We start from the raw sequence: 18,463 nt of genomic DNA, 5'->3' as shown, positions 1-18,463 counted from the left end.
TATATTATATTTTTAGTCGTAGTATTTTATAGGGGTGTTCTGTTTTATTGATGTTATTGTTGAACCATGGCATTAACTGGATCTGTGATACTGAAATGTAGAGGTATCCATTTTTCGAAACACTGTAACTATCAGGCCATATTAGGTTTTCGGGGTCGCTTATCAGGGTATGCATTTTCAAATCGGGAGTTATTTTTACGATACTGCTCCTTTCGAGGTCCCCGAAATAGAGATTACCCTCTTTATCGAATTCCATTCCGTCGGTTGTCACGAAATGTCCCAGATCCTCTACTTTATTGGTAATGGTTTTTAAAGGTGTGGTAAAGTCTCTTAAGAACCGGGTGTTAATGCGGTAAAGTTTGTCGTCGGTCAGTGGCTTGTAATACAGCCAGGCTTTATCTGGTGACAGTGCAATGCCGTCAGAGTTGATCTTTGGTATACTTCCGTCTGCCTTCGAAAACTCCTTACCGTCGAAAGAAAAATGGTAAGCAGGGTCAGATTGCACACTTGGAGCGTCATGCAGTACAAAACGGGATTCCCCTGATGCGGTATTAAGCACAACAATGCCTCCGTTGGAAGAACTGGTCATGTAGGCGAACCCATTACTGTTATCAATCCTGATATCGTTAATATAGCTGTCTTTGCCGGCTGTAGTCTCCGGAAAGGTATATATACGTTCAACAGTGTTGTCAGAGAGTCTCACTTTTAAAACTTTATTTGCCTTCTTGTATACCGGGCCTAGCCCTATGCCGGCTGCATCTACAATCCACAAGTAGCCTTTTTCATCAGCTACTACTGCCTGTACACAAACAAATTTATCTACTCCTTCATCCCCTTTCTTAAAGCTATTCCAACGTGCGTCAGGATACGGTACCGGTTTACCGTTTTTTATTTCCACCACTGAATAAGAATGGTTATCCAGCCAGTATGGATAGTTTGTAAATACCCGACCGTTCGGAGATACGGCCACCCCTGTAAGCTGATAGGTACTGTCGCGAAAGACCTCCTCAAGTTCTGGGTTTTTAACTGTTGTTTGAGGAGACTGGGCGGGGGCATCAACGCTGTCCTTTGCCAGCTCCGGCTTCTTATTACATCCTGTCAGGGCCAGTAACAGCATGGCTGATACCAGCAATAATTTATTTTTCATTTTGTTACGATTAAAGTATGGTGTAAAATTAGTTTAGTAGATTGGGTAGCTGCTGGTACATATTTAGGTTTTTTGAGTACAAAATCACGTAATTGCAGCGACCCAAAAAAAATGGCCGCCCTTTAAAGAGTGCCATCTTTTATTAAGGAACGTATACATAGGCGATAATAGACGCCTTTGCTATGGTATTGGCACCAAGGTTAAAGCCTACAAGGGCAGGGTTAGCATCCTTATCCAGGTTAATTTTGTTTTTCAGAGCGTATACGGTAATAACATAGGGGTGAAATCCGCTTCCCGGAATGGGAACGGGTCCGCCATATCCGTACTGCTTAAAGTCGTTAAGCGATGATATACTCCCTGCGGGAAGTAACTCAGGATGTGTACTTGCAGCACCGGCTTTAAGTGATCGTGTGCCGGCCGGAACATTAAATAATACCCAGTGCCACCAGCCACTGCCTGTCGGGGCCGCTGCATCGTACATTGTAACAGCAAAAGCCTGTGTCCCTTCGGGAACATTTTCCCAAGCAAGGTCAGGAGAGATATTTCCCCCATTTACACCCCAGTCATTATAGTAATAATCTTTGGTAAGCTGGCCGCCAAGCCCGCTGCTCTTAAGGGTAAAAGTTTTAGCGGCACTTTGTGCGTGTAAGGTTATGGCATTCAATAAAACTATGCCAAGTGTCATCATTTTTGTAAACGAGATGTTTTTCATGGTACTTAAATTATTAGTGTTAAAATTAGCATTGCAGGTACTGTATCCTACGGTACAAAATTGGTGAGAAAGCTTTGGGTAATGATTGTACGTTTTCGGGTAAGTCAGGTATAAATTCAAGGATGTATAAACTATAAGAGATGCCTATAAACAGTCAAAAAAAAGACTGCCTGATACTTTCAGGCAGTCTCGGAAGAGGATTGATATTAGCTATATCTGCTGTTTTGGGATCAACTGAAAGCCGTCTCCATCTATTTTTACATAACTTAAGCAGGGGAATTCGAAATGCGGTCCCGCCAGCAAGAGCCGTTCATGCGCAGCTTTTTTAAGTACATCGATTCTGGTGCGTACAGCCTCGGAATAATTGACATCGGTGGCAAACCCTATTTCAGGCATTGCGGCCTGTACGGCTGGAATTGTAAGTATATCTCCGCAGAAAAGAATTTTTTCGGCCTGTGATTCCAGCAAAAAGCCCGTGTGCCCAGGTGTATGCCCTGGTAACGCTACGGATGTAATACCGGGCAATAGCTCGTTTGCAGCGGGCTGTAACCGCTCGTATAGTGCGAGGGCTTGCTTAATCGCGACCGCATTATCCTGATCTGCAGGGCTAAGGTCTTTATTATTAATCCAGTAGTCATATTCTGCATCTGAAAACCATATTCTGGCATTTGGAAAATTTTTACTACCACCTTGACTGACCAGGCCGTAAAAGTGGTCACCGTGTAAATGGGTGAGTAATATTGTGCCAATCTGATCCGGTGATAACCCCAAAAGAGGCAACGCTTCAAGCAACCTGCCCTGCATATCCGGAGCAAATCGATCTCCCATGCCGGTATCAATAAGTATCGGGAGCTGTCCTTCTCCCTCAATTATAAAGATGCTGGTTGTGAGGGTTGGTGTATCAGGCCTGAAATTTTTCCTCAGTATCTGGCCCACTCCGTTTTCGGGCAGGTGGGTAAAGTAGGATTCACCCGCGATAAAGAAACTGTCGTTTATAATGGTGATTTTCCTGTTTCCTATGCTGTATTGCAGCAGCGCAGGTAAAAGTTGCATTTGTGTGTCCATATATAAATATTACTATTAATTCAAATCCGACCGGGTAATAGGGGAGACTGCCCCCACCGCAGGTGAGCGCCTCTGTTTGTGCAGGGATAGGGTAGGAATTACCTGTTTTTTTTTACCTGTGAAGCATTTAGCCCGTATTGTTTTTTAAAAGCATATGAAAAATGGGAAAGATCACGAAAGCCCAGGTCCTGATATATTTCAACAGCTGTTTTTTCCTGTTGCGTAATCATTTCATAAGCGCTCTCCAAACGTTTCCTGATAATCCAACGTGCGGGCGATTCTCCGTAAATTGCTTTGAAATCCCGCTTAAATGAAGTGAGGCTTCGTCCTGTCAGCAGGGCGAAGCGCTCCAGAGGGACATTAAAATGAAAATTTTTTTCCATAAAAGTGCTTAAATCCTTTTTAACCGGGTTGGAAAAGTCAAACAGTATACTCCCGTACTGCGGTAAATGCTGGAGCATAAGTAGCAGCGCTTCCCTTAGTTTCAATGGCACCAAGGCATTTTCAGAAGGTGTTGCCAGGAACGGTTCATAGGCCTGAAGGCTGTCCATGAACGATTTGATTATGTTATTTTCAATTCGCTGGACGGAAGGTACCGCTACATTTTCGCTTAGCCTTATGGGATATTCATTAGCAAAATCGCCCAGGAAGCGCTCTGCAAAGAACAACGTAACGGTTTTGAAGTCCTTTACCTTTTCCTGTGGCTTACGGAAGCGCAGCAGTTGATTCTTCCGACAGAAAAACAAATCGCCCTCTTTCAGCAGCGTGCAGGTATGACCGTCATCCAGCAGGAGTTCTCCTTTCACAAGGTAGGTCAGGCAGTGCAGTGAAACAAATTGCTCACCGTCACGCCATCCTGCCGCTTCACAGGAAAAACTAAGGGGATAGGGGTCAAGAGTACTTTGCATTATGCTATAAGATTAACGGTGATACAAATATCGGTTTAAATCCATTTGCCTGGTTTGTTGAAACGGCCAAAATTTAGTTTGTTGAAACGGCCAAAACAGCATTTAATACGTATAATATATTTTCCTAATTTTGGACCACAAACTTAAACAGAATAGGATTTGGTCCTAAGACTGTAATGTTTTATAATATGACACAAATTTCCTCAACCGATGGTAACCTGTTACTAAGGCTGCTCCGAGCCGAAGCAGAATTACTTAAGAAGCCTATACAATTCAGTGAGTATACTGTAATTATTGTAAGTGAAGGCCAAGGCACATTTTATGCTGATTTTGGAAGGTTTGACTTTAAAGGTCCTGTCCTGCTTTTTGCGACTCCCATGCAGCTTATCTACATTGAGACCGAAATACCGCTGTCTTATGATGTGCTGCATTTCCATAGTGATTTTTATTGTATAGAGTACCACAGGGAGGAAGTAGCCTGTAACGGACTTCTTTTTAATAATATATACATTGCACCATCGGTTAGCCTGACCCCTTCTGAGAAATCCGGTTTCATTCAGATCACAGATCAGATAGCAGGGGAGCTGGCACTGGCTTCGCCTTCGGATATTGTACTGAAATCATTGTTACAACTTTTTTTGGCCCGTTCAAGCCAGGTTAAGAATAAGGAAATGGAGACCACGGCTAGCGCCGTGATTCGGGATACGGAAATGGAGCATTTCAAAGAGCTCCTTGAAGCCCGTTTTTTAGAACTTCGTAAGCCTTCAGATTATGCCGGGCTATTGCGAATGACACCCAATAATTTTACCAAGCGCTGTACACGTTATTTTAGAAAAACACCTTCGCAGCTTATTACGGAACGGCTGATACTCGAAGCAAAAAAAGAATTACACCTGACGCGAAAAAGCATTAAGGAGATTGCTTATGCTCTGAATTTTGAAGACGAATTCTATTTCAGCCGTGTTTTTAAAAAGCAGACCAATGAATCACCTCAAAGCTTTAGGGATAAGACAGGTATATCCATCGTGGCAGATTTGTACAGGTAATATCCATTTTTGTCCATGTTGTAGGCTTTAGTCCCGATGTAACTTTGTTTCAACAAAAAACAAATTACATCATGAGATCATTCTTTATACAACAGATCGCCCGGTTAGATAACCTTGCTACAAATATACTTCGTGCAGGGATAGTTATAGTTTTTATCTGGATAGGGGCATTGAAATTCTTTACCTATGAAGCTGACGGCATTGTTCCATTTGTCGCCAACAGCCCCTTTATGCGCTTTTTCTACAACCATCCTGATGAATATGCCGCGCACCTAAATAAGGAAGGTGCCTTTATTGTGGAAAACCATCAATGGCATATTCAGAACAATACCTATGGCTTTTCAAAAGGGTTGGGTATTTTCTTAATGAGTCTGGGCCTGCTTGTGGCCTTGCATCGCGTGGCTCCTTTATGGAGTATGTGGGGCAGTATACTCATTTTCCTGATGACACTGGGAACCCTTTCCTTTCTTGTCACCACCCCCGAGGCCTGGGTGGGTAATCTGGGCGATACGGACTATGGCTTTCCTTTTCTTTCAGGTCGTGGGAGGCTGGTAATCAAGGATGTCGTAATTCTTGGCGGTGCCCTGGTTACCATGAGTCAGTCCGCCCGATTGTACCTGCAACACAAAGGCAAGTAAAGGTTCGGGAGATACGGCGGAACGTACTGATTAATCTCTTCGTAAATCTGTGCTATTCTTCCGCAAAAATGCACTACTACAGCAAAATCACAGCAGCTAACTTTGCTTTATCAAAATACGTAATAACAAAATACTTAAATTTTATATCATGAAAACAATTAATGTACCTACAAAAGATCAGGTAAGTGAACCATCACAACAAATATTTGAAGCCATTACAAAGAAAATGGGAAAAGTACCCAACCTTTATGCTACTATCGGATATTCTGCCAATGCACTTAAAGGCATACTGGAATTTGAGGAGGCATTCAGTCACAGTGCCTTTAGCGCCAAGGAGCGTGAGGGGATTAACCTGGTAGTTTCACAGGTAAACAACTGTGATTATTGTCTTGCCGCCCATACTATGCTTGCGGGACTTAAAGGTTATACCCCGGAGGATATTATCGGTTTAAGGAAGGGGCAAACTGCTGACGGCAAATTTGAGGCTGCATTACAGCTTGCCCAGTCAATTGCACAAAACAAAGGAACAGCCACTATACCCCTTAAAGAGGCTTTTTTTAATGCGGGTTACAATGAAGCGGCCTTGATTGAACTTATTGGTATTGTTACAGTGCGTACCTTTACGAATTACGTGTACGCACAGACACAGGTTCCGGTAGATTTTCCTGCCGCACCGGCACTTAACTAATTAAAGGACAAGAAACCGTCCCCTATCAAAGGGACATAGCATAAAACAAAAGAGGTAAGCTGAAAGGCTTACCTCTTTTGTTTAAAACGGGTATGTTTTATGCCTGAGCACCTTGTTGCTGTTTGTATTGAACCGGTGTATGCCCTACAACTTTTTTGAAAAGCCTTGTAAAATAGGACGGGGTCTCAAATCCCAACTCATAAGCAATTTGCGCTACATTACTGTCACTGCTTAAAAGCAGATTCTTAGCCTCCTTGATCAGGTAAATATGAATGTGGTCCAGCGCAGTTTTTCCCGTCTCCTGCTTTAAGACATCACTAAGGTATCTTGGTGAAATATTGAGCTTCTCAGCCAGATAATTAACGGTAGGGAGCCCATTGCTAATATGCTGGGAAGTCTCGAAGTACTTTTCCAGCGTGTCCTGAAACTTCTTTAGCGTGGTACCTGAAATATTGGTACTGCGGTTAATGAACTGCCTTTTATAAAAGCGGTCCGAATATTTGAGGATTGAATCAATATGGCTTAAAATGATCTCCCGGCTCAGCTCATCGGGTTTATTTTCATATTCAGCTCTTGTTTTATCGTAAAGATCCCATATTATCGTCTCCTCCTGCGGGGATAAGTGCAGCGCTTCGTTAATCTCATATTCGAAATAACCGTATTTTTTAATCAGCTCATGAAGATGATGCCCTGAAAGGTAGTCCTCGTGAAAGAACAGGACAAAGCCCTTTTCGGCAAATTTCACGTTACTGACCTCAATAATCTGGCGGGGCTTAACAAAAACCATGGAACCGTTATCGTTATCGTATTTGGTTTTTCCATAAAGCATATAACCGTCCATAATTTTCTTTAACGCTATCATATAAAAGTCGCCTGTAAAGCGATCTTCACCTACTGAATAGGTCATGAGTTCCTTACACGTCATCATGCTTACCAACGGATGGTTTGGAGGGGCAAAGCCACTTTTTTGATGCAGTTCTGTGATGCTCCTGTAGTGTGATATTTTTTCCATAATGATCGTAGGGATTTAATGAACAAGAATTGGAAGGTGAAAAGTAGTAAAAAAATAAAAGGGTGGAGAAAATTTCCGGTTTTTTTTCGGATCGGCTGCAAAAGGCAAGGGTACGTAGATATGTGCTATTTATCCTTACAAACGAACTATTGAATGGGGAGCCGCAGCCCTACTTTTGATTGCGGAGACCTGGGCCTCATACCGGGTAACCTTTTTAAAAACAAGATCCTTAACACTATCTATTATGAAGAATCAAAAATCAGAGTTCCTGCATATCAGCACTATTTTAGCTTTTATACTGATACCGCTTGGAGGGCTTACCACAGACATTTATATCCCTTCGCTTCCGGCCATGGCACACGATCTTGGCGTGTCGGTGGGGGCAATACAGTTATCGTTACTTCTTTTTATGATTAGTTCCGGCTTTAGCCAGCTCTTTATCGGAAGTATTCTCGACAGTTTCGGACGCTACCGGATCAGCAGTTTTGCATTATTAATCTTCGCCGTAGCGAGTTTTGCCATTGCCCTTACCTCAAATATTTATGTAATATATGCCATGCGAGTTATACAGGGTATAACCGTTTCCCTTATCATCGTTGGGAAGAGAGCATTTTTTGTGGATATGTATAGTGGTTCCCAACTAAAGCATTATACAAGTCTTTTTTCCATTGTATGGGCTACAGCACCAATAGTGGCACCGTTTCTTGGAGGTTATCTCCAGGAAGTATTGGGGTGGCAGTCTAGTTTTTACTTTTTAGGTAGCCTGGCAGTTATTGTCTTAATCATGGAAATACGTTTTTCGGGTGAATCATTATCCCAAAGGCAGCCCTTCAGGATACAGCCCATTGTAAAGGTGTATAAGGAAATGTTGAAAACGACTGATTTTACCCTGGGACTGCTGATTATAGGACTGAGTTATTCCCTTCTGGTTGTATATGGTATGGTAAGCCCCTTTATCATAGAAAAGGTATATGGATATTCTCCGGTAATTACGGGGTACAGTTCCCTGGTATCGGGTGTTGCGCTGATGAGTGGCGGTATCATGAGCAAGTTATTATTAAAAAGGGCACTGTTTACAAAACTGGATACCGCCATCATACTACAGCTTATTGCCGCAGCCGTGATGTGGCTGATATCCGTCTCAACCGTAACGATTTGGGTTTTGATTGTTTTTACGGCGGCCCTTCATCTTGCATCCGGCTTTATATTTAATAATGTATATGCCTACAGCCTACAACGTTTTACACATAATGCAGGTACAGCCAGCGGCCTTACCGGTGGTGGTATTTATGTCATCAGCTCTGTGGTTGGCTATGGGCTTATAAATTCCCTAAGCATTAAATCGGTTCACCTTTTATCGTCTGTAAACCTTGGCATTGTGCTGCTTTTATTAGTAGTGCTTGTTGCTTTCAAACACTATGTAAAGGCACGGACTGTATAAACGTTGTTTTGTGCTATTAGTTCCCACATATGAACTACCCTGTCGCGTATACTGAAGCTAAATTTGCTCTATCAAAAATCAATAACCCGTAATAAAATACAATTATGTCTAAAACAATTTTTATAACAGGAGCCTCGAGAGGATTCGGAAAACTATGGGCCAAAGCCTTCTTAAAGCGTGGTGACAAAGTAGCCGCCACTGCCCGCAACACGGCCGACCTTGCCGACCTGGTGGAAATGTATGGTGATAAAATCTTACCCGTACAACTTGATGTTACCAAACGCGAAAATGTAAACGAGGCCGTAGCCCTAATCGCAGGTCATTTTGGCAGGATTGATGTACTAATAAATAATGCCGGCTATGGCTTGTTTGGTACGGTAGAAGAGACGACCGAGGAACAGGCCAAGGCACAGATGGAAACTAACTTTTTTGGCCTGCTTTGGGTTACACAGGCGGTAATGCCGGTTATGAGAGCCCAAAAAAGCGGTCATATTATTCAGGTTTCAAGCTTTTTAGGGCTTACCACGCTGCCCATGCTGGGCCTTTATAATGCTTCAAAATTTGCAGTAGAAGGACTTAGCGAAACGATCGCCAGGGAAGTAGCACACATGGGTATCAATGTTACACTTATAGAACCTAACGGCTATGCTACGGACTGGGCCGGGGCATCGGCAAACCAAACCACTAACGATATTTCAGATTATAATCCGGTTCGTGAAGCGTTTGCCACCACCAGCGAAAATCCGGACACCTGGGGCAAGCCCGAAGCTACGGTAAGCATTGTGCTTGACCTTGTAGACCATGCTAACCCACCGCAAAGGCTTCTGTTTGGTCGCATAGCCTATAACGTGGTAAAACAGGTATATACTGAAAGGCTTAACAGTATTGAGGCCTGGAAAGAAGTAAGTATTGCCGCTCACGGACATTAATCGATTACCATTTTACAATCATATCCAACAATAATAAATATTCAATCATGACAACTTCAACCCAACAATTAGTAGACAAAGTTATTGCCGCCCACGGAGGCGCCAACGCAGCCCCTTTTACAACAGTAAAAATACACACCAATATAGGTGGTGTGGTGTGGCCTATAAAAGGGCATGACGGCGCCCTTGCCGATGTAGCATTTACCGGTTCGCTAACCGAGCAGAAAAGCAGCTGGAAAAACCTTTTCCAGCCGGGGTATACCTCAACATTCGAACCCGGTAAAGTAGAGCTGTTTGATGAAAACGGTAAATTACTGGAAGCCCTTACAAACCCACTTCATTCATTTGAAGGACATACTGTAGAAACTCCGTGGACAAGGGCGCAACTGGTGTACTTTTCGAGCTATGCTACATGGAATTATGCTACCGCGCCTTTTAATTTCCTTGTTCCCGGTGTAGAAATCAACGAGCTGGAACCCTGGAATGAAAAGGGGGAAACCCTTAGCAGGCTTGAGGTGATTTATCCTGAGGGTTTTACCACACACAGCAAACGACAGGTATTTTACTTTAATGAAGCCGGATTATTAAAACGACATGACTATTGGCCGGTAGTACTGGGAGGCTCCTCTGCAACCCAGATAATTGAAGGTTACAAGGAATTTCAGGGTGTAAAAACCGGCACTAAGAGAAATATCTACATCCTAAACGATGCGGATAACAGCTATCAGACGAACCCGGTACTGGTATCCATAGACATTCTTGATGTACGCTTCGAATAATTCAAACCATTAGTAACATTCTAAAACAACAAACAGATGAGCACTTTAAGAACTGCCCTTACGGCACCCACACAATATATAAATGTTAACGGCATTAACTACGCCTACCGAAGATTTGGTAAACCCTCTGAATTTCCTCTTGTAGGTTTCCAGCACTTTACCGGTACCCTTGATAATTGGGATCCTTTAATTCTTGAGGGGCTGGCACAGGAACGGGAGGTACTAATTTTTGACAATGCCGGTGTTGGAAACAGTACAGGTGAGACGCCTGATAACGTTGCCGATATGGCTCATGATGCGGTAGATTTTCTAAATGCACTGGGGGTATATAAATTTGACGTGTTAGGTTTTTCGCTTGGCGGTTTCATTGCACAATATTTGGCCGTCAAGTATCCGGAACTGGTAAGGAAGCTTGTTATTGTGGGCGCAGCGCCACAGGGAGCAAAGGTTTTGGAGCATTTTCCTGAACTAATTTACAATGCCATGCAAAAAGATCCGGAGGAACGCTTTTTATATATTTTTTTTACCGCCACCACTACGAGCCGAAATAAGGGAAAGGAAACCCTGAAAAGGTTATTTACGAGAACCGAAGACCGCGATAAGGAAACAGCACAGGAAAGTGTTTTGGCGCAAATGGCTGCCATTACCCGCTGGGGGGCTGACCCCGTTACGATGGACCTTAAAATGATACCCCATCCGGTATTTATTGTACAGGGCAGTGATGACAAGATGATGGATTCGGATAATTCGTACGCACTCTTTAAGCAGTTATCCAATGCCGTACTGACCTATTATCCTGATGCAGCGCACGGATCTTTTTATCAGTATCCGCAACGGTTCGTAAATCAGGCCAACGATTTTCTAAACAATTTTTAACCGCTGCACGTAAGAAGCCGTAAACTTAAAAATCATGTATACCCGCAGACACTATGGTTTCTGGAAACTTTTCCGATGGAGTAAGAAACCCTTTTTATACAGTATTCTTTATGCCACACTGATAACACTGGTCTATCGTAGTCTATTTCGGGCTTTCGATTTTGACATTTCGCTGAATTGGCAGCCCATTACCGTTTTGGGTATAGCTGTTGCTTTTTATCTCGGGTTTAAAAACAGTGCCAGTTATGACAGAGCCTGGGAAGCGAGAAAGATATGGGGTGGTATAGTCAACAATTCCCGTGGATTCGGAACCTCAGTGGTCAGTTTTGTGCAGGGAGAACACAGTGGGGCGATAAAAAAGGAGTTGGTTTACAGGTATATAGCCTGGTTAACCGCCCTGCGTTACCAACTCAGGACCGACCGCGAATGGGAACATACCGAGAACCGGATGAAAGACCATGATATGCCCCGAATAGCGGAACACGCCCTATCGGGACTTGAGCAGGATATTCTGCCGTTTTTAGGGGATAACGAATGGATAGCTTTTCAAAAAACATCCAACGCAGCGGTACAGATCCTCAGGAAACAGGCCCAACGATTGCAGGAACTCAGGGATGAAGGCTATTTTGAGGACTTCAGGCATATGGAGCTTCATCGCCTGCTACTGGCTCTGATGGATGAGCAGGGCAGAAGTGAACGTATCAAAAACTTCCCTTTTCCCCGTCAGTATGCCTCGGTTGCAATTTGGATCACACTGCTTTTCACAGCATTAATTCCCTTTGGGCTGCTGAGTATTTTCAGTCAGGAATCCTTTGGGGCGGTTTGGCTGACCATTCCCTTTTCGGCCCTTATCTCATGGGTGTTCCTTCTTATGGAAATGATTGGGGACTACTCAGAAAATCCTTTTGAGGGCACCTATAATGATGTGCCTATCACCTCAATTTCAAAAGGTATTGAAATTGACCTGCGGGAGCTGATTGATGACTCAGGGGTCCCGGAACCACCACAGCCGGTAAACGGCTTCCTGATGTAAGTATACAGCTAATTCATCTTTATAAGCATGAAACATTTGAAAACGGTAAGCGAGTTGCACCGGCATCTGGGCTGGGCGCCTCCTGAAAATCCGATGTTCAGTATTGTCAGTCAATTTTCAGATCAGCTTCCCAAGGAACGCTTCAGCACCGACTGCTACCTAATTCGGTTTGATCTCAGGAACGAGGGGATGCCATCTGCTGTTCTGCCGGAGGGCACTCATGATAACGGTGCCATGCGTTTTATACATCCGGGCACTGACATCTCAGCACGGGAAATCACGGTCGGCAGTAACGGGTTCGTCATTGTGGCACATAAGGATTTCTTCCGGGGACAAAGACTGGCGCAGAGCATTAACACCTACCATTTCTTTCAGTACTTCCCCAGTGAATCCCTTTTTTTTGCTCCCTGCGAGGCACAGTTGATCACCAGCCTCAAGACGAAAATGGAGCGGGAATACTATAACAATACCGACGAATACAGCAGGGACATCATTCTAAGCCATTATGAAGCGATGCTAATGTATGTAAAGCGGTTTTATAAAAGACAGTTCAGGGACCAGATGGCCATTACCGACAGTGTATCAGAACGCTTTAAGAGCCATCTGGAGACCTATATAAAATCAGGGTTACTGAAGCGCGAAGGCATTCCGGCCGCTGCCCATTTCGCAAAGCAGCAGCAGCTTTCGCCATATTATCTCAACGATGTGTTGCAGTTTAAGACCGGCAATACTGTTGAGGACCTTGTACTGATCGCCCTTATTGCAAAAGCCAAGGAACTTTTGAGCGATAGTCCTATATCCATCGAAGAAATTGCATATACTTTGGGTTTTAAGGAAACCAAAAAGTTTGCCCTTTTGTTCACCAAAATGGAAGGATATCCGCCTGAAATGTTCAGGACACCAAAAGGGAGGCGTGCTTAAAGTCGTGTAGCCGGCCCGCCCTAGTTTTCCTGAGCAAGGACCGGTTGCGCTAATTCGTCAAAACGTACTATTTATTCCTACATATGTACCATTCTTCCGGATGGGAACCACATAAATTTGCTACTATAACTTTTAGATTAATAACTAATAATCAATACTATTATAATGAAAACAATTTTTATTACAGGAGCTTCACGAGGATTTGGAAAACTTTGGGTTGAAGCCTTATTGCAACGCGGCGACAACGTAGCTGCTACATCAAGAACCGCTGATTCTTTAAAAGACCTGACAGATAAGTACAAGAGTCAGTTTCTGGCTATAGAACTCGACATTACGGACAGGTCCGCTGTAATAGCCGCTGTAAATAAGGCTAAAAATCATTTTGGCAACCTTGATGTGGTCATCAATAACGCGGGCTATGGTGTATTTGGTGCCATAGAGGAAGTAAGTGAGAAGGCTGCTAAAGATGTTTTTGAGGCGAATGTTTTCGGCTCATTATGGGTAACACAGGCCGCGTTGCCTATTCTTCGTGAGCAGGGATCCGGACATATTATACAGTTGTCCAGTGTCTTGGGCGTATGGGCCTTACCAATATTAGGCATCTACAATGCGACCAAATTTGCCATGGAAGGAATTATGGAATCCCTGCATGCGGAAGTGGCAGACCTGGGCATCTATGTCACATTAGTCGAGCCTAACGGTTACGCTACTGATTTTGGGGGAAGTTCTGCCGTACAGAGTGATGCCATTGCTGCCTACGATACGGTAAAGGCCGGACTGGGACAAACCGAGGGGCTGCTGCCTGAAGACTACGGAAAACCTGAAGCTACGGTTGCGGCAATACTAAAACTGATTGACAGTAAAAACCCGCCGTTACGTTTGTTTCTGGGTAAGGTCGGACTGAAGAAAACAGAACGCATTTATGCTGAGAAACTGCAGACCTGGAGAGCATGGGACGAAGTTTCAGTGGCAGCACACGGATAAAATAAACATCAGTTTGCAGGTAGGATTGCCTGTGGTTTCTGATCATTATATAATTATATATTCAGGATTGAGTAGAAGTACAGGCTTTACGCTTTATCAAGAGATAGCAAGTAAGGATGTACCCGCCGGGTACATCCTTTTTTTCGTTTAAGGGGGCTTCTGCTGCACTTTACGGCAGTGCGATGCTAGTTTTTTCTGATTCGGGATATGTATAAGTATTGCCGTGAAATGTATAAATACCCACTCTTTATTTGGAGGAACTTTGTCCTGTCTAATTAAAAGTCTTATAAAATGGAAAGAACAGTTTTAATAACCGGTGCTTCATCGGGTTTTGGTAAGGCAGCTACACTATTGTTTCAGTCAAAGGGGTGGAACGTTGTGGCAACCATGCGTACCCCGGAAAAGGAGCAGGAACTTAACGCAATGGATAACATATTGCTGACCCGTCTAGATGTCCTTGACAGGGAATCAATACATACTGCTATAGCTGCCGGTATCGAAGCATTCGGCAGTATTGATGCCGTGGTAAACAATGCAGGTTACGGCCTGATGGGTGTTTTTGAATCGGCAACAGCCGAGCAGATTCAGCACCAGTTTGAGGTCAATGTATTTGGTATGATGCGTGTTGTGCAGGAAATTCTCCCTCACTTCAGGGAGCGCGGAAAGGGGACAATAGTCAATGTATCATCTTTTGGAGGTATTGTGGGGTTGCCATTCGGCAGTTTGTACAACAGTTCCAAATTCGCTGTGGAAGGATTTTCAGAAGCGCTTTCCCATGAATTACTGCCTTTCAATATAGGGGTCAAAATTATTGAGCCGGGCGGTGTACATACCAATTTCCGCAACGGACTGGAAATTATCACGAATCCTGTTACCTCATATGACCCTGTTATGGCCTCGTTTTTTAAGCGCTATCCCGAACCGACTAAGGAGCTTACCAATGCTACTGCATCGGATGTTGCGCAGACATCCGCTGATAACCGTTGTGGATCTGGCATCGGTTACGCCCAACCGTGATGCCCATGCGGTATTTTACCGTTCGGATCTGTATGTAATCATGTGCAAGCAGTTTGAGGGAACCCTTAAATACGGTCGTTCCTATTATGATTTTGAAGAAGGGTCACTGATGTTTACTGCGCCGGGTCAGGTGGTTCTTTCCGATCCCGAGCTGAAGGTAACCGAAGGGTGGGGGCTTTTTTTTCATCCGGATCTTTTGGCCGGGACACCGCTTGGCAGCAGTATCCATGATTATACATTTTTTCAGTACGACAGCAATGAGGCGCTACATGTTTCTGAGGAAGAGAATGCCATCCTGCTGGATTGTCTGGCCAAGATACAGAGGGAATGCAGTCAGAACATTGACCACCTCACTGCCACATTAATTGCCGACAACCTGCAACTTTTGCTCAATTATTGCATGCGTTATTACAAAAGGCAGTTTTATACCAGAGAAAAGACAAGTAATGATGTGGTCAAAAGCTTTGAGGGACTGCTGCTTTCCTATCTTTCGGGAGAAGCGTTACGCGAATCGGGCATTCCCGATGTAAAATACTTTGCCTCCCAGCTTCATCTTTCACCCAATTACCTTTCCGATTTACTCAGCAGGTTCACCGGTAAGACCACGCAGGAGCACATTCATCTGCAACTTACCGAGAAAGCAAAGGTGTTACTTGCCGGAAGTGACCGTACGGTGGGCGAGATCGCGTTTCTGCTGGGATTTGAACACCTTTCCCATTTCAGCAAGTTCTTTAAGAACCGGACCGGGCTGTCCCCTAAGGACTATCGCTCGGTGCAGTAGGGTAGGGACCGTCATTATATCCTGACAACGCTTTTCTGTATAGTTCAAAATCTCTATATCGCAGTTTTAAGAAAGATTATTATTAATAAATCGTCTTCATAGGGATAAGCCGAACTTGATTGCGCCCTTACGCCAATTTTAAATTGACCACTATTTCTGTTGGTATACAAGTAATTAATAGCGTCAATAAAGCTGGTGGATAGGGACAAAGCAATTAATTTACTCATCAATCCTTGAAACAGAGAATCTGTTGTAAGCCTGTCACAATGAAACAAGTTGTATAAATGTAAAAAGAATTGAAATACTTTGTTATCCATTCGAGCACCCTTGCAAATAGCCTCTTTTTTGCAATTTTAGGAACTATTTTTACAATACGTTCTTTCATTAGCTTGCTACCTTTACCAAAAGGAACGATGAAAAAATATGAATTTACAGCAGAGGGTATAAAAAGCTTACAGGCAGGTATCCATAAACTGGACGCAAAATCATTGCATAAAGAATCCAAACGGGTAGCTGATGATTTTCTGTCCTGGCTAACGCTGCGGGTAGAACTTTCCGTGTATCAGCTCGAGTTTTTTCGCCAACTGGATTCTTTACTCCGTACGATCATAGGATACCATATCGCTGGGGCTATTGCCCTAAGGCAGTACTTTACATTTACAGGTATGGAACATCTTATGGGGAACCATCTACAAACTCTTACTGTATCTGCAACGAGTCAAATTATTTATTACGGAGTGGAAGGGGGGCTTAGTGCTGAAGGTACCTTGGTGATCCGTCTCAGCAACTGACAGCTTTTTTGGTTTGTGATTTATAACAAAGATGTTACATACCTCGTTAGACGGGCATTGAATGCTTCGACGGAGTTGCTGTCACTCATTGGGTATTTTTTGTTTTACGTACTTTAGGAATGGAGTTGCCCTGTGAAGCGTTGGTCTTGGTTTTCAAAGGTCAATTCTCCTTTGCTCATTAAGGACTCATCCGCGACATACATAAAAAAAAGCCGCATTCCTGCAGCCATACTTATGCAATGTATAAACTACAAGATTAAAGGAACGGTCCTGAAATTCCCTAAATTGACAAACACACCCCGCTGCTCGGTATACCCCTTTCGGAACAACTGCCACAACAGAGAGCAGCCCATCTGCGCCAGTACAGAATTCACAAACAAATCCTGTTTTTCAAGTGCCTCTGCAAGGGAGCAGCTTGGCGTATCATCATTGTCCGACCTGTGAAGCAACTCCGCAAATTCCTCGGTTACAAACGGCATGCTTTCCACAGTATCAAACTTCTCCGATTTCGGTTGCTTGATTTTTCCTATAGAGGAAAGGATAACCTGCCCTATGTCCTTACTGTTGCCGAAGTCCATCCAATAGCGGGGCGTATCGGTACGGTGCGTACTCAAATCCAAATCGTCCAACACTTGGGAAATCCCGAATCGTGCTGCTGTACTGTCCACGCAGGAAATATAAATCGCATTCCTGCCTGTAGCAGTATCAGTGGTAAACGGTTTTTCAATGGCTTTCCATGCCGTTCCAAAAAAACGGTTGGTACGGGTAATGAGGGCGGTTGCTTTGGATAAGCCGACTTCACACTCTGCAAATAATTGCCTGCCACGATTGGCATCAGTAATTACATCATCATCCCACAGGCTGACCTGAAAGCCTGCGTGTCCCAACTGTTGCAGGCTGTGTGACATCCGTGCCAAGCCTGTCAGCACCTGCGAGCCTGTACCGCCTGCGCCAATAAGGCAAACGCTTATCGGGTTGGTCGGGTTCAATAGTTCGGGGGCTATAAAGTGGGCTTTTTTCGTTTCCATTACAATAGGTTTTTAAGGTTTAACGGTGTAGGTCTTAGGGTGTCGGTCGGGAATGGCTTTTCAGGGTCTGCCATCAGTTCTTTGTAGAGGTTAAACAGGTTAACACCTACGGGGTTGTGGTCATTGATGTGGTGGGAAAAATAGCTTTCAAAAAAATACCCCTGCCATGCCGTAATGAATTCCTCTAAGGTGGCAGCGGATTTAATGGCAACGTTTACATTACCCATACACACATTGCCTTTTTGGTAGAGGTTAAAGAATGGGGCATGGTATAGCGGTGTTTCCACTTTGGGCTTGGTCTTGCTTTTGAGCGCAAAAAGTTGCAGTTCCTTTTTAGTGGCTTTCCAAACGAGTGCAGGCAGGGCAACCCTACCATTATTTAATCCCAGGCTTTCGGCAAAGTACAGCTTTTGGCGTTGGGGTTTGGTGTACCATACCACGCTGCCATTGTCGGACGGGTCAAGGTGCAGCACACTCGCAGGTAGTATGCCCTCGGGGCGCAGGAACGCCTTACCTGCCTGCTCACGGGTATCGAGGGCTTTGGCAAGGCTTTGGGCTTCCCTGACCGTAAGCGGGTGCGGATTTACTGGGCTGCCCGTTTCGTCCATATCGTAATATTCGATGTACGGGGCAGCAAAACCACTTGTGGTAAAGACCACGAGGGCTG

General features: G+C 44.1%; 20 protein-coding genes. 13 read left to right on the top strand and 7 right to left on the bottom strand.

All coding sequences use genetic code 11. The features are described from left to right. Positions 1-4 precede the first annotated feature (4 nt). The 4 genes from GN157_RS13135 to GN157_RS13120 all read right to left on the bottom strand — a co-directional run bounded on the left by GN157_RS13135 (position 5) and on the right by GN157_RS13120 (position 3,832). Positions 5-1,147 carry an L-dopachrome tautomerase-related protein gene (locus GN157_RS13135; protein WP_197429456.1) on the bottom strand — a complete coding sequence of 381 codons (1,143 nt, stop codon included), beginning with the start codon at positions 1,145-1,147 and terminating at the stop codon, positions 5-7. A gap of 142 nt (positions 1,148-1,289) precedes the next feature. Beyond that, complete coding sequence (locus tag GN157_RS13130; protein WP_231749138.1) at positions 1,290-1,859, bottom strand: YbhB/YbcL family Raf kinase inhibitor-like protein; 570 nt, start codon at positions 1,857-1,859, stop codon at positions 1,290-1,292. 210 nt (positions 1,860-2,069) lie between these two features. After that, a complete protein-coding gene (locus tag GN157_RS13125) occupies positions 2,070-2,924 on the bottom strand; it encodes an MBL fold metallo-hydrolase (RefSeq protein WP_157483964.1) in 855 nt (284 codons plus the stop codon). Positions 2,925-3,022: 98 nt separating this feature from the next. Next, positions 3,023-3,832, bottom strand: coding sequence for a helix-turn-helix domain-containing protein (locus GN157_RS13120; protein ID WP_157483962.1), 810 nt, complete (start codon positions 3,830-3,832; stop codon positions 3,023-3,025). 188 nt (positions 3,833-4,020) lie between these two features. Here GN157_RS13120 and GN157_RS13115 point away from each other — a divergent pair, with 188 nt between their 5' ends. The 3 genes from GN157_RS13115 to GN157_RS13105 all read left to right on the top strand — a co-directional run bounded on the left by GN157_RS13115 (position 4,021) and on the right by GN157_RS13105 (position 6,204). Continuing rightward, positions 4,021-4,878, top strand: a complete 858-nt coding sequence (locus tag GN157_RS13115; RefSeq protein WP_157483960.1) for a helix-turn-helix domain-containing protein — start codon at positions 4,021-4,023, stop codon at positions 4,876-4,878. Positions 4,879-4,949: 71 nt separating this feature from the next. Continuing rightward, entirely contained in the window at positions 4,950-5,516 is a 567-nt protein-coding gene (locus GN157_RS13110) for a DUF417 family protein (protein ID WP_157483958.1), read from the top strand. Between the two features lie 148 nt (positions 5,517-5,664). Then, positions 5,665-6,204 (top strand): carboxymuconolactone decarboxylase family protein, encoded by a 540-nt coding sequence (locus GN157_RS13105; protein WP_157483957.1) that lies wholly within the window; start codon positions 5,665-5,667, stop codon positions 6,202-6,204. Between the two features lie 97 nt (positions 6,205-6,301). On the opposite strand, the gene GN157_RS13100 is transcribed toward GN157_RS13105, so the two are convergent. Further along, on the bottom strand, positions 6,302-7,132 hold the full coding sequence (locus tag GN157_RS13100; protein ID WP_231749137.1) for a helix-turn-helix domain-containing protein: 831 nt from the start codon (positions 7,130-7,132) through the stop codon (positions 6,302-6,304). A gap of 328 nt (positions 7,133-7,460) precedes the next feature. Here GN157_RS13100 and GN157_RS13095 point away from each other — a divergent pair, with 328 nt between their 5' ends. The 10 genes from GN157_RS13095 (at position 7,461) to GN157_RS13050 (ending at position 16,768) form a co-directional block, all read left to right on the top strand. Next, on the top strand, positions 7,461-8,657 hold the full coding sequence (locus GN157_RS13095) for an MFS transporter (protein WP_157483953.1): 1,197 nt from the start codon (positions 7,461-7,463) through the stop codon (positions 8,655-8,657). Between the two features lie 104 nt (positions 8,658-8,761). After that, entirely contained in the window at positions 8,762-9,586 is an 825-nt protein-coding gene (locus GN157_RS13090; RefSeq protein WP_157483951.1) for an oxidoreductase, read from the top strand. A gap of 47 nt (positions 9,587-9,633) precedes the next feature. Continuing rightward, positions 9,634-10,365 (top strand): hypothetical protein, encoded by a 732-nt coding sequence (locus GN157_RS13085; protein WP_157483949.1) that lies wholly within the window; start codon positions 9,634-9,636, stop codon positions 10,363-10,365. A gap of 36 nt (positions 10,366-10,401) precedes the next feature. Then, on the top strand, positions 10,402-11,241 hold the full coding sequence (locus tag GN157_RS13080; protein ID WP_157483947.1) for an alpha/beta fold hydrolase: 840 nt from the start codon (positions 10,402-10,404) through the stop codon (positions 11,239-11,241). Between the two features lie 34 nt (positions 11,242-11,275). Continuing rightward, complete coding sequence (locus GN157_RS13075; protein WP_157483945.1) at positions 11,276-12,274, top strand: bestrophin family protein; 999 nt, start codon at positions 11,276-11,278, stop codon at positions 12,272-12,274. A gap of 27 nt (positions 12,275-12,301) precedes the next feature. Next, positions 12,302-13,195 (top strand): helix-turn-helix domain-containing protein, encoded by an 894-nt coding sequence (locus GN157_RS13070; RefSeq protein ID WP_157483943.1) that lies wholly within the window; start codon positions 12,302-12,304, stop codon positions 13,193-13,195. A gap of 165 nt (positions 13,196-13,360) precedes the next feature. Further along, positions 13,361-14,179 carry an SDR family NAD(P)-dependent oxidoreductase gene (locus GN157_RS13065; RefSeq protein ID WP_157483942.1) on the top strand — a complete coding sequence of 273 codons (819 nt, stop codon included), beginning with the start codon at positions 13,361-13,363 and terminating at the stop codon, positions 14,177-14,179. 291 nt (positions 14,180-14,470) lie between these two features. Next, on the top strand, positions 14,471-15,196 hold the full coding sequence (locus tag GN157_RS13060) for an SDR family oxidoreductase (protein ID WP_157483941.1): 726 nt from the start codon (positions 14,471-14,473) through the stop codon (positions 15,194-15,196). After that, complete coding sequence (locus GN157_RS13055; RefSeq protein WP_197429454.1) at positions 15,165-15,977, top strand: helix-turn-helix domain-containing protein; 813 nt, start codon at positions 15,165-15,167, stop codon at positions 15,975-15,977. Before GN157_RS13060 ends, GN157_RS13055 begins: the two co-directional genes overlap by 32 nt. Positions 15,978-16,273: 296 nt before the next feature. Continuing rightward, positions 16,274-16,768, top strand: a complete 495-nt coding sequence (locus GN157_RS13050; RefSeq protein WP_157483937.1) for a hypothetical protein — start codon at positions 16,274-16,276, stop codon at positions 16,766-16,768. A 248-nt stretch (positions 16,769-17,016) separates the two neighbouring features. On the opposite strand, the gene GN157_RS13045 is transcribed toward GN157_RS13050, so the two are convergent. Together GN157_RS13045 and GN157_RS13040 are read right to left on the bottom strand one after the other, a co-directional pair. After that, complete coding sequence (locus tag GN157_RS13045) at positions 17,017-17,796, bottom strand: PRTRC system ThiF family protein (RefSeq protein ID WP_157483936.1); 780 nt, start codon at positions 17,794-17,796, stop codon at positions 17,017-17,019. Then, complete coding sequence (locus tag GN157_RS13040) at positions 17,796-18,455, bottom strand: PRTRC system protein B (RefSeq protein WP_317163543.1); 660 nt, start codon at positions 18,453-18,455, stop codon at positions 17,796-17,798. Before GN157_RS13040 ends, GN157_RS13045 begins: the two co-directional genes overlap by 1 nt. Between the last annotated feature and the right edge of the window lie 8 nt (positions 18,456-18,463).

This window comes from Flavobacterium rakeshii, from assembly GCF_009741375.1.
Taxonomy (GTDB): domain Bacteria; phylum Bacteroidota; class Bacteroidia; order Flavobacteriales; family Flavobacteriaceae; genus Flavobacterium; species Flavobacterium rakeshii.
Note: the sequence above shows the minus strand (reverse complement) of the source record. Positions and strands in the feature narration are given on the sequence as shown.

Bases quoted from the DNA above. Each gene is read 5' to 3' on its own strand.
- GN157_RS13090 (WP_157483951.1), top strand. From the start codon at position 8,762: ATGTCTAAAACAATTTTTATAACAGGAGCCTCGAGAGGATTCGGAAAA.
- GN157_RS13075 (WP_157483945.1), top strand. From the start codon at position 11,276: ATGTATACCCGCAGACACTATGGTTTCTGGAAACTTTTCCGATGGAGT.
- GN157_RS13120 (WP_157483962.1), bottom strand. From the start codon at position 3,832: ATGCAAAGTACTCTTGACCCCTATCCCCTTAGTTTTTCCTGTGAAGCG.
- GN157_RS13085 (WP_157483949.1), top strand. From the start codon at position 9,634: ATGACAACTTCAACCCAACAATTAGTAGACAAAGTTATTGCCGCCCAC.
- GN157_RS13115 (WP_157483960.1), top strand. From the start codon at position 4,021: ATGACACAAATTTCCTCAACCGATGGTAACCTGTTACTAAGGCTGCTC.
- GN157_RS13060 (WP_157483941.1), top strand. From the start codon at position 14,471: ATGGAAAGAACAGTTTTAATAACCGGTGCTTCATCGGGTTTTGGTAAG.
- GN157_RS13080 (WP_157483947.1), top strand. From the start codon at position 10,402: ATGAGCACTTTAAGAACTGCCCTTACGGCACCCACACAATATATAAAT.
- GN157_RS13045 (WP_157483936.1), bottom strand. From the start codon at position 17,796: ATGGAAACGAAAAAAGCCCACTTTATAGCCCCCGAACTATTGAACCCG.
- GN157_RS13125 (WP_157483964.1), bottom strand. From the start codon at position 2,924: ATGGACACACAAATGCAACTTTTACCTGCGCTGCTGCAATACAGCATA.
- GN157_RS13070 (WP_157483943.1), top strand. From the start codon at position 12,302: ATGAAACATTTGAAAACGGTAAGCGAGTTGCACCGGCATCTGGGCTGG.
- GN157_RS13135 (WP_197429456.1), bottom strand. From the start codon at position 1,147: ATGAAAAATAAATTATTGCTGGTATCAGCCATGCTGTTACTGGCCCTG.
- GN157_RS13105 (WP_157483957.1), top strand. From the start codon at position 5,665: ATGAAAACAATTAATGTACCTACAAAAGATCAGGTAAGTGAACCATCA.
- GN157_RS13110 (WP_157483958.1), top strand. From the start codon at position 4,950: ATGAGATCATTCTTTATACAACAGATCGCCCGGTTAGATAACCTTGCT.
- GN157_RS13065 (WP_157483942.1), top strand. From the start codon at position 13,361: ATGAAAACAATTTTTATTACAGGAGCTTCACGAGGATTTGGAAAACTT.
- GN157_RS13130 (WP_231749138.1), bottom strand. From the start codon at position 1,859: ATGAAAAACATCTCGTTTACAAAAATGATGACACTTGGCATAGTTTTA.
- GN157_RS13095 (WP_157483953.1), top strand. From the start codon at position 7,461: ATGAAGAATCAAAAATCAGAGTTCCTGCATATCAGCACTATTTTAGCT.
- GN157_RS13100 (WP_231749137.1), bottom strand. From the start codon at position 7,132: ATGATGACGTGTAAGGAACTCATGACCTATTCAGTAGGTGAAGATCGC.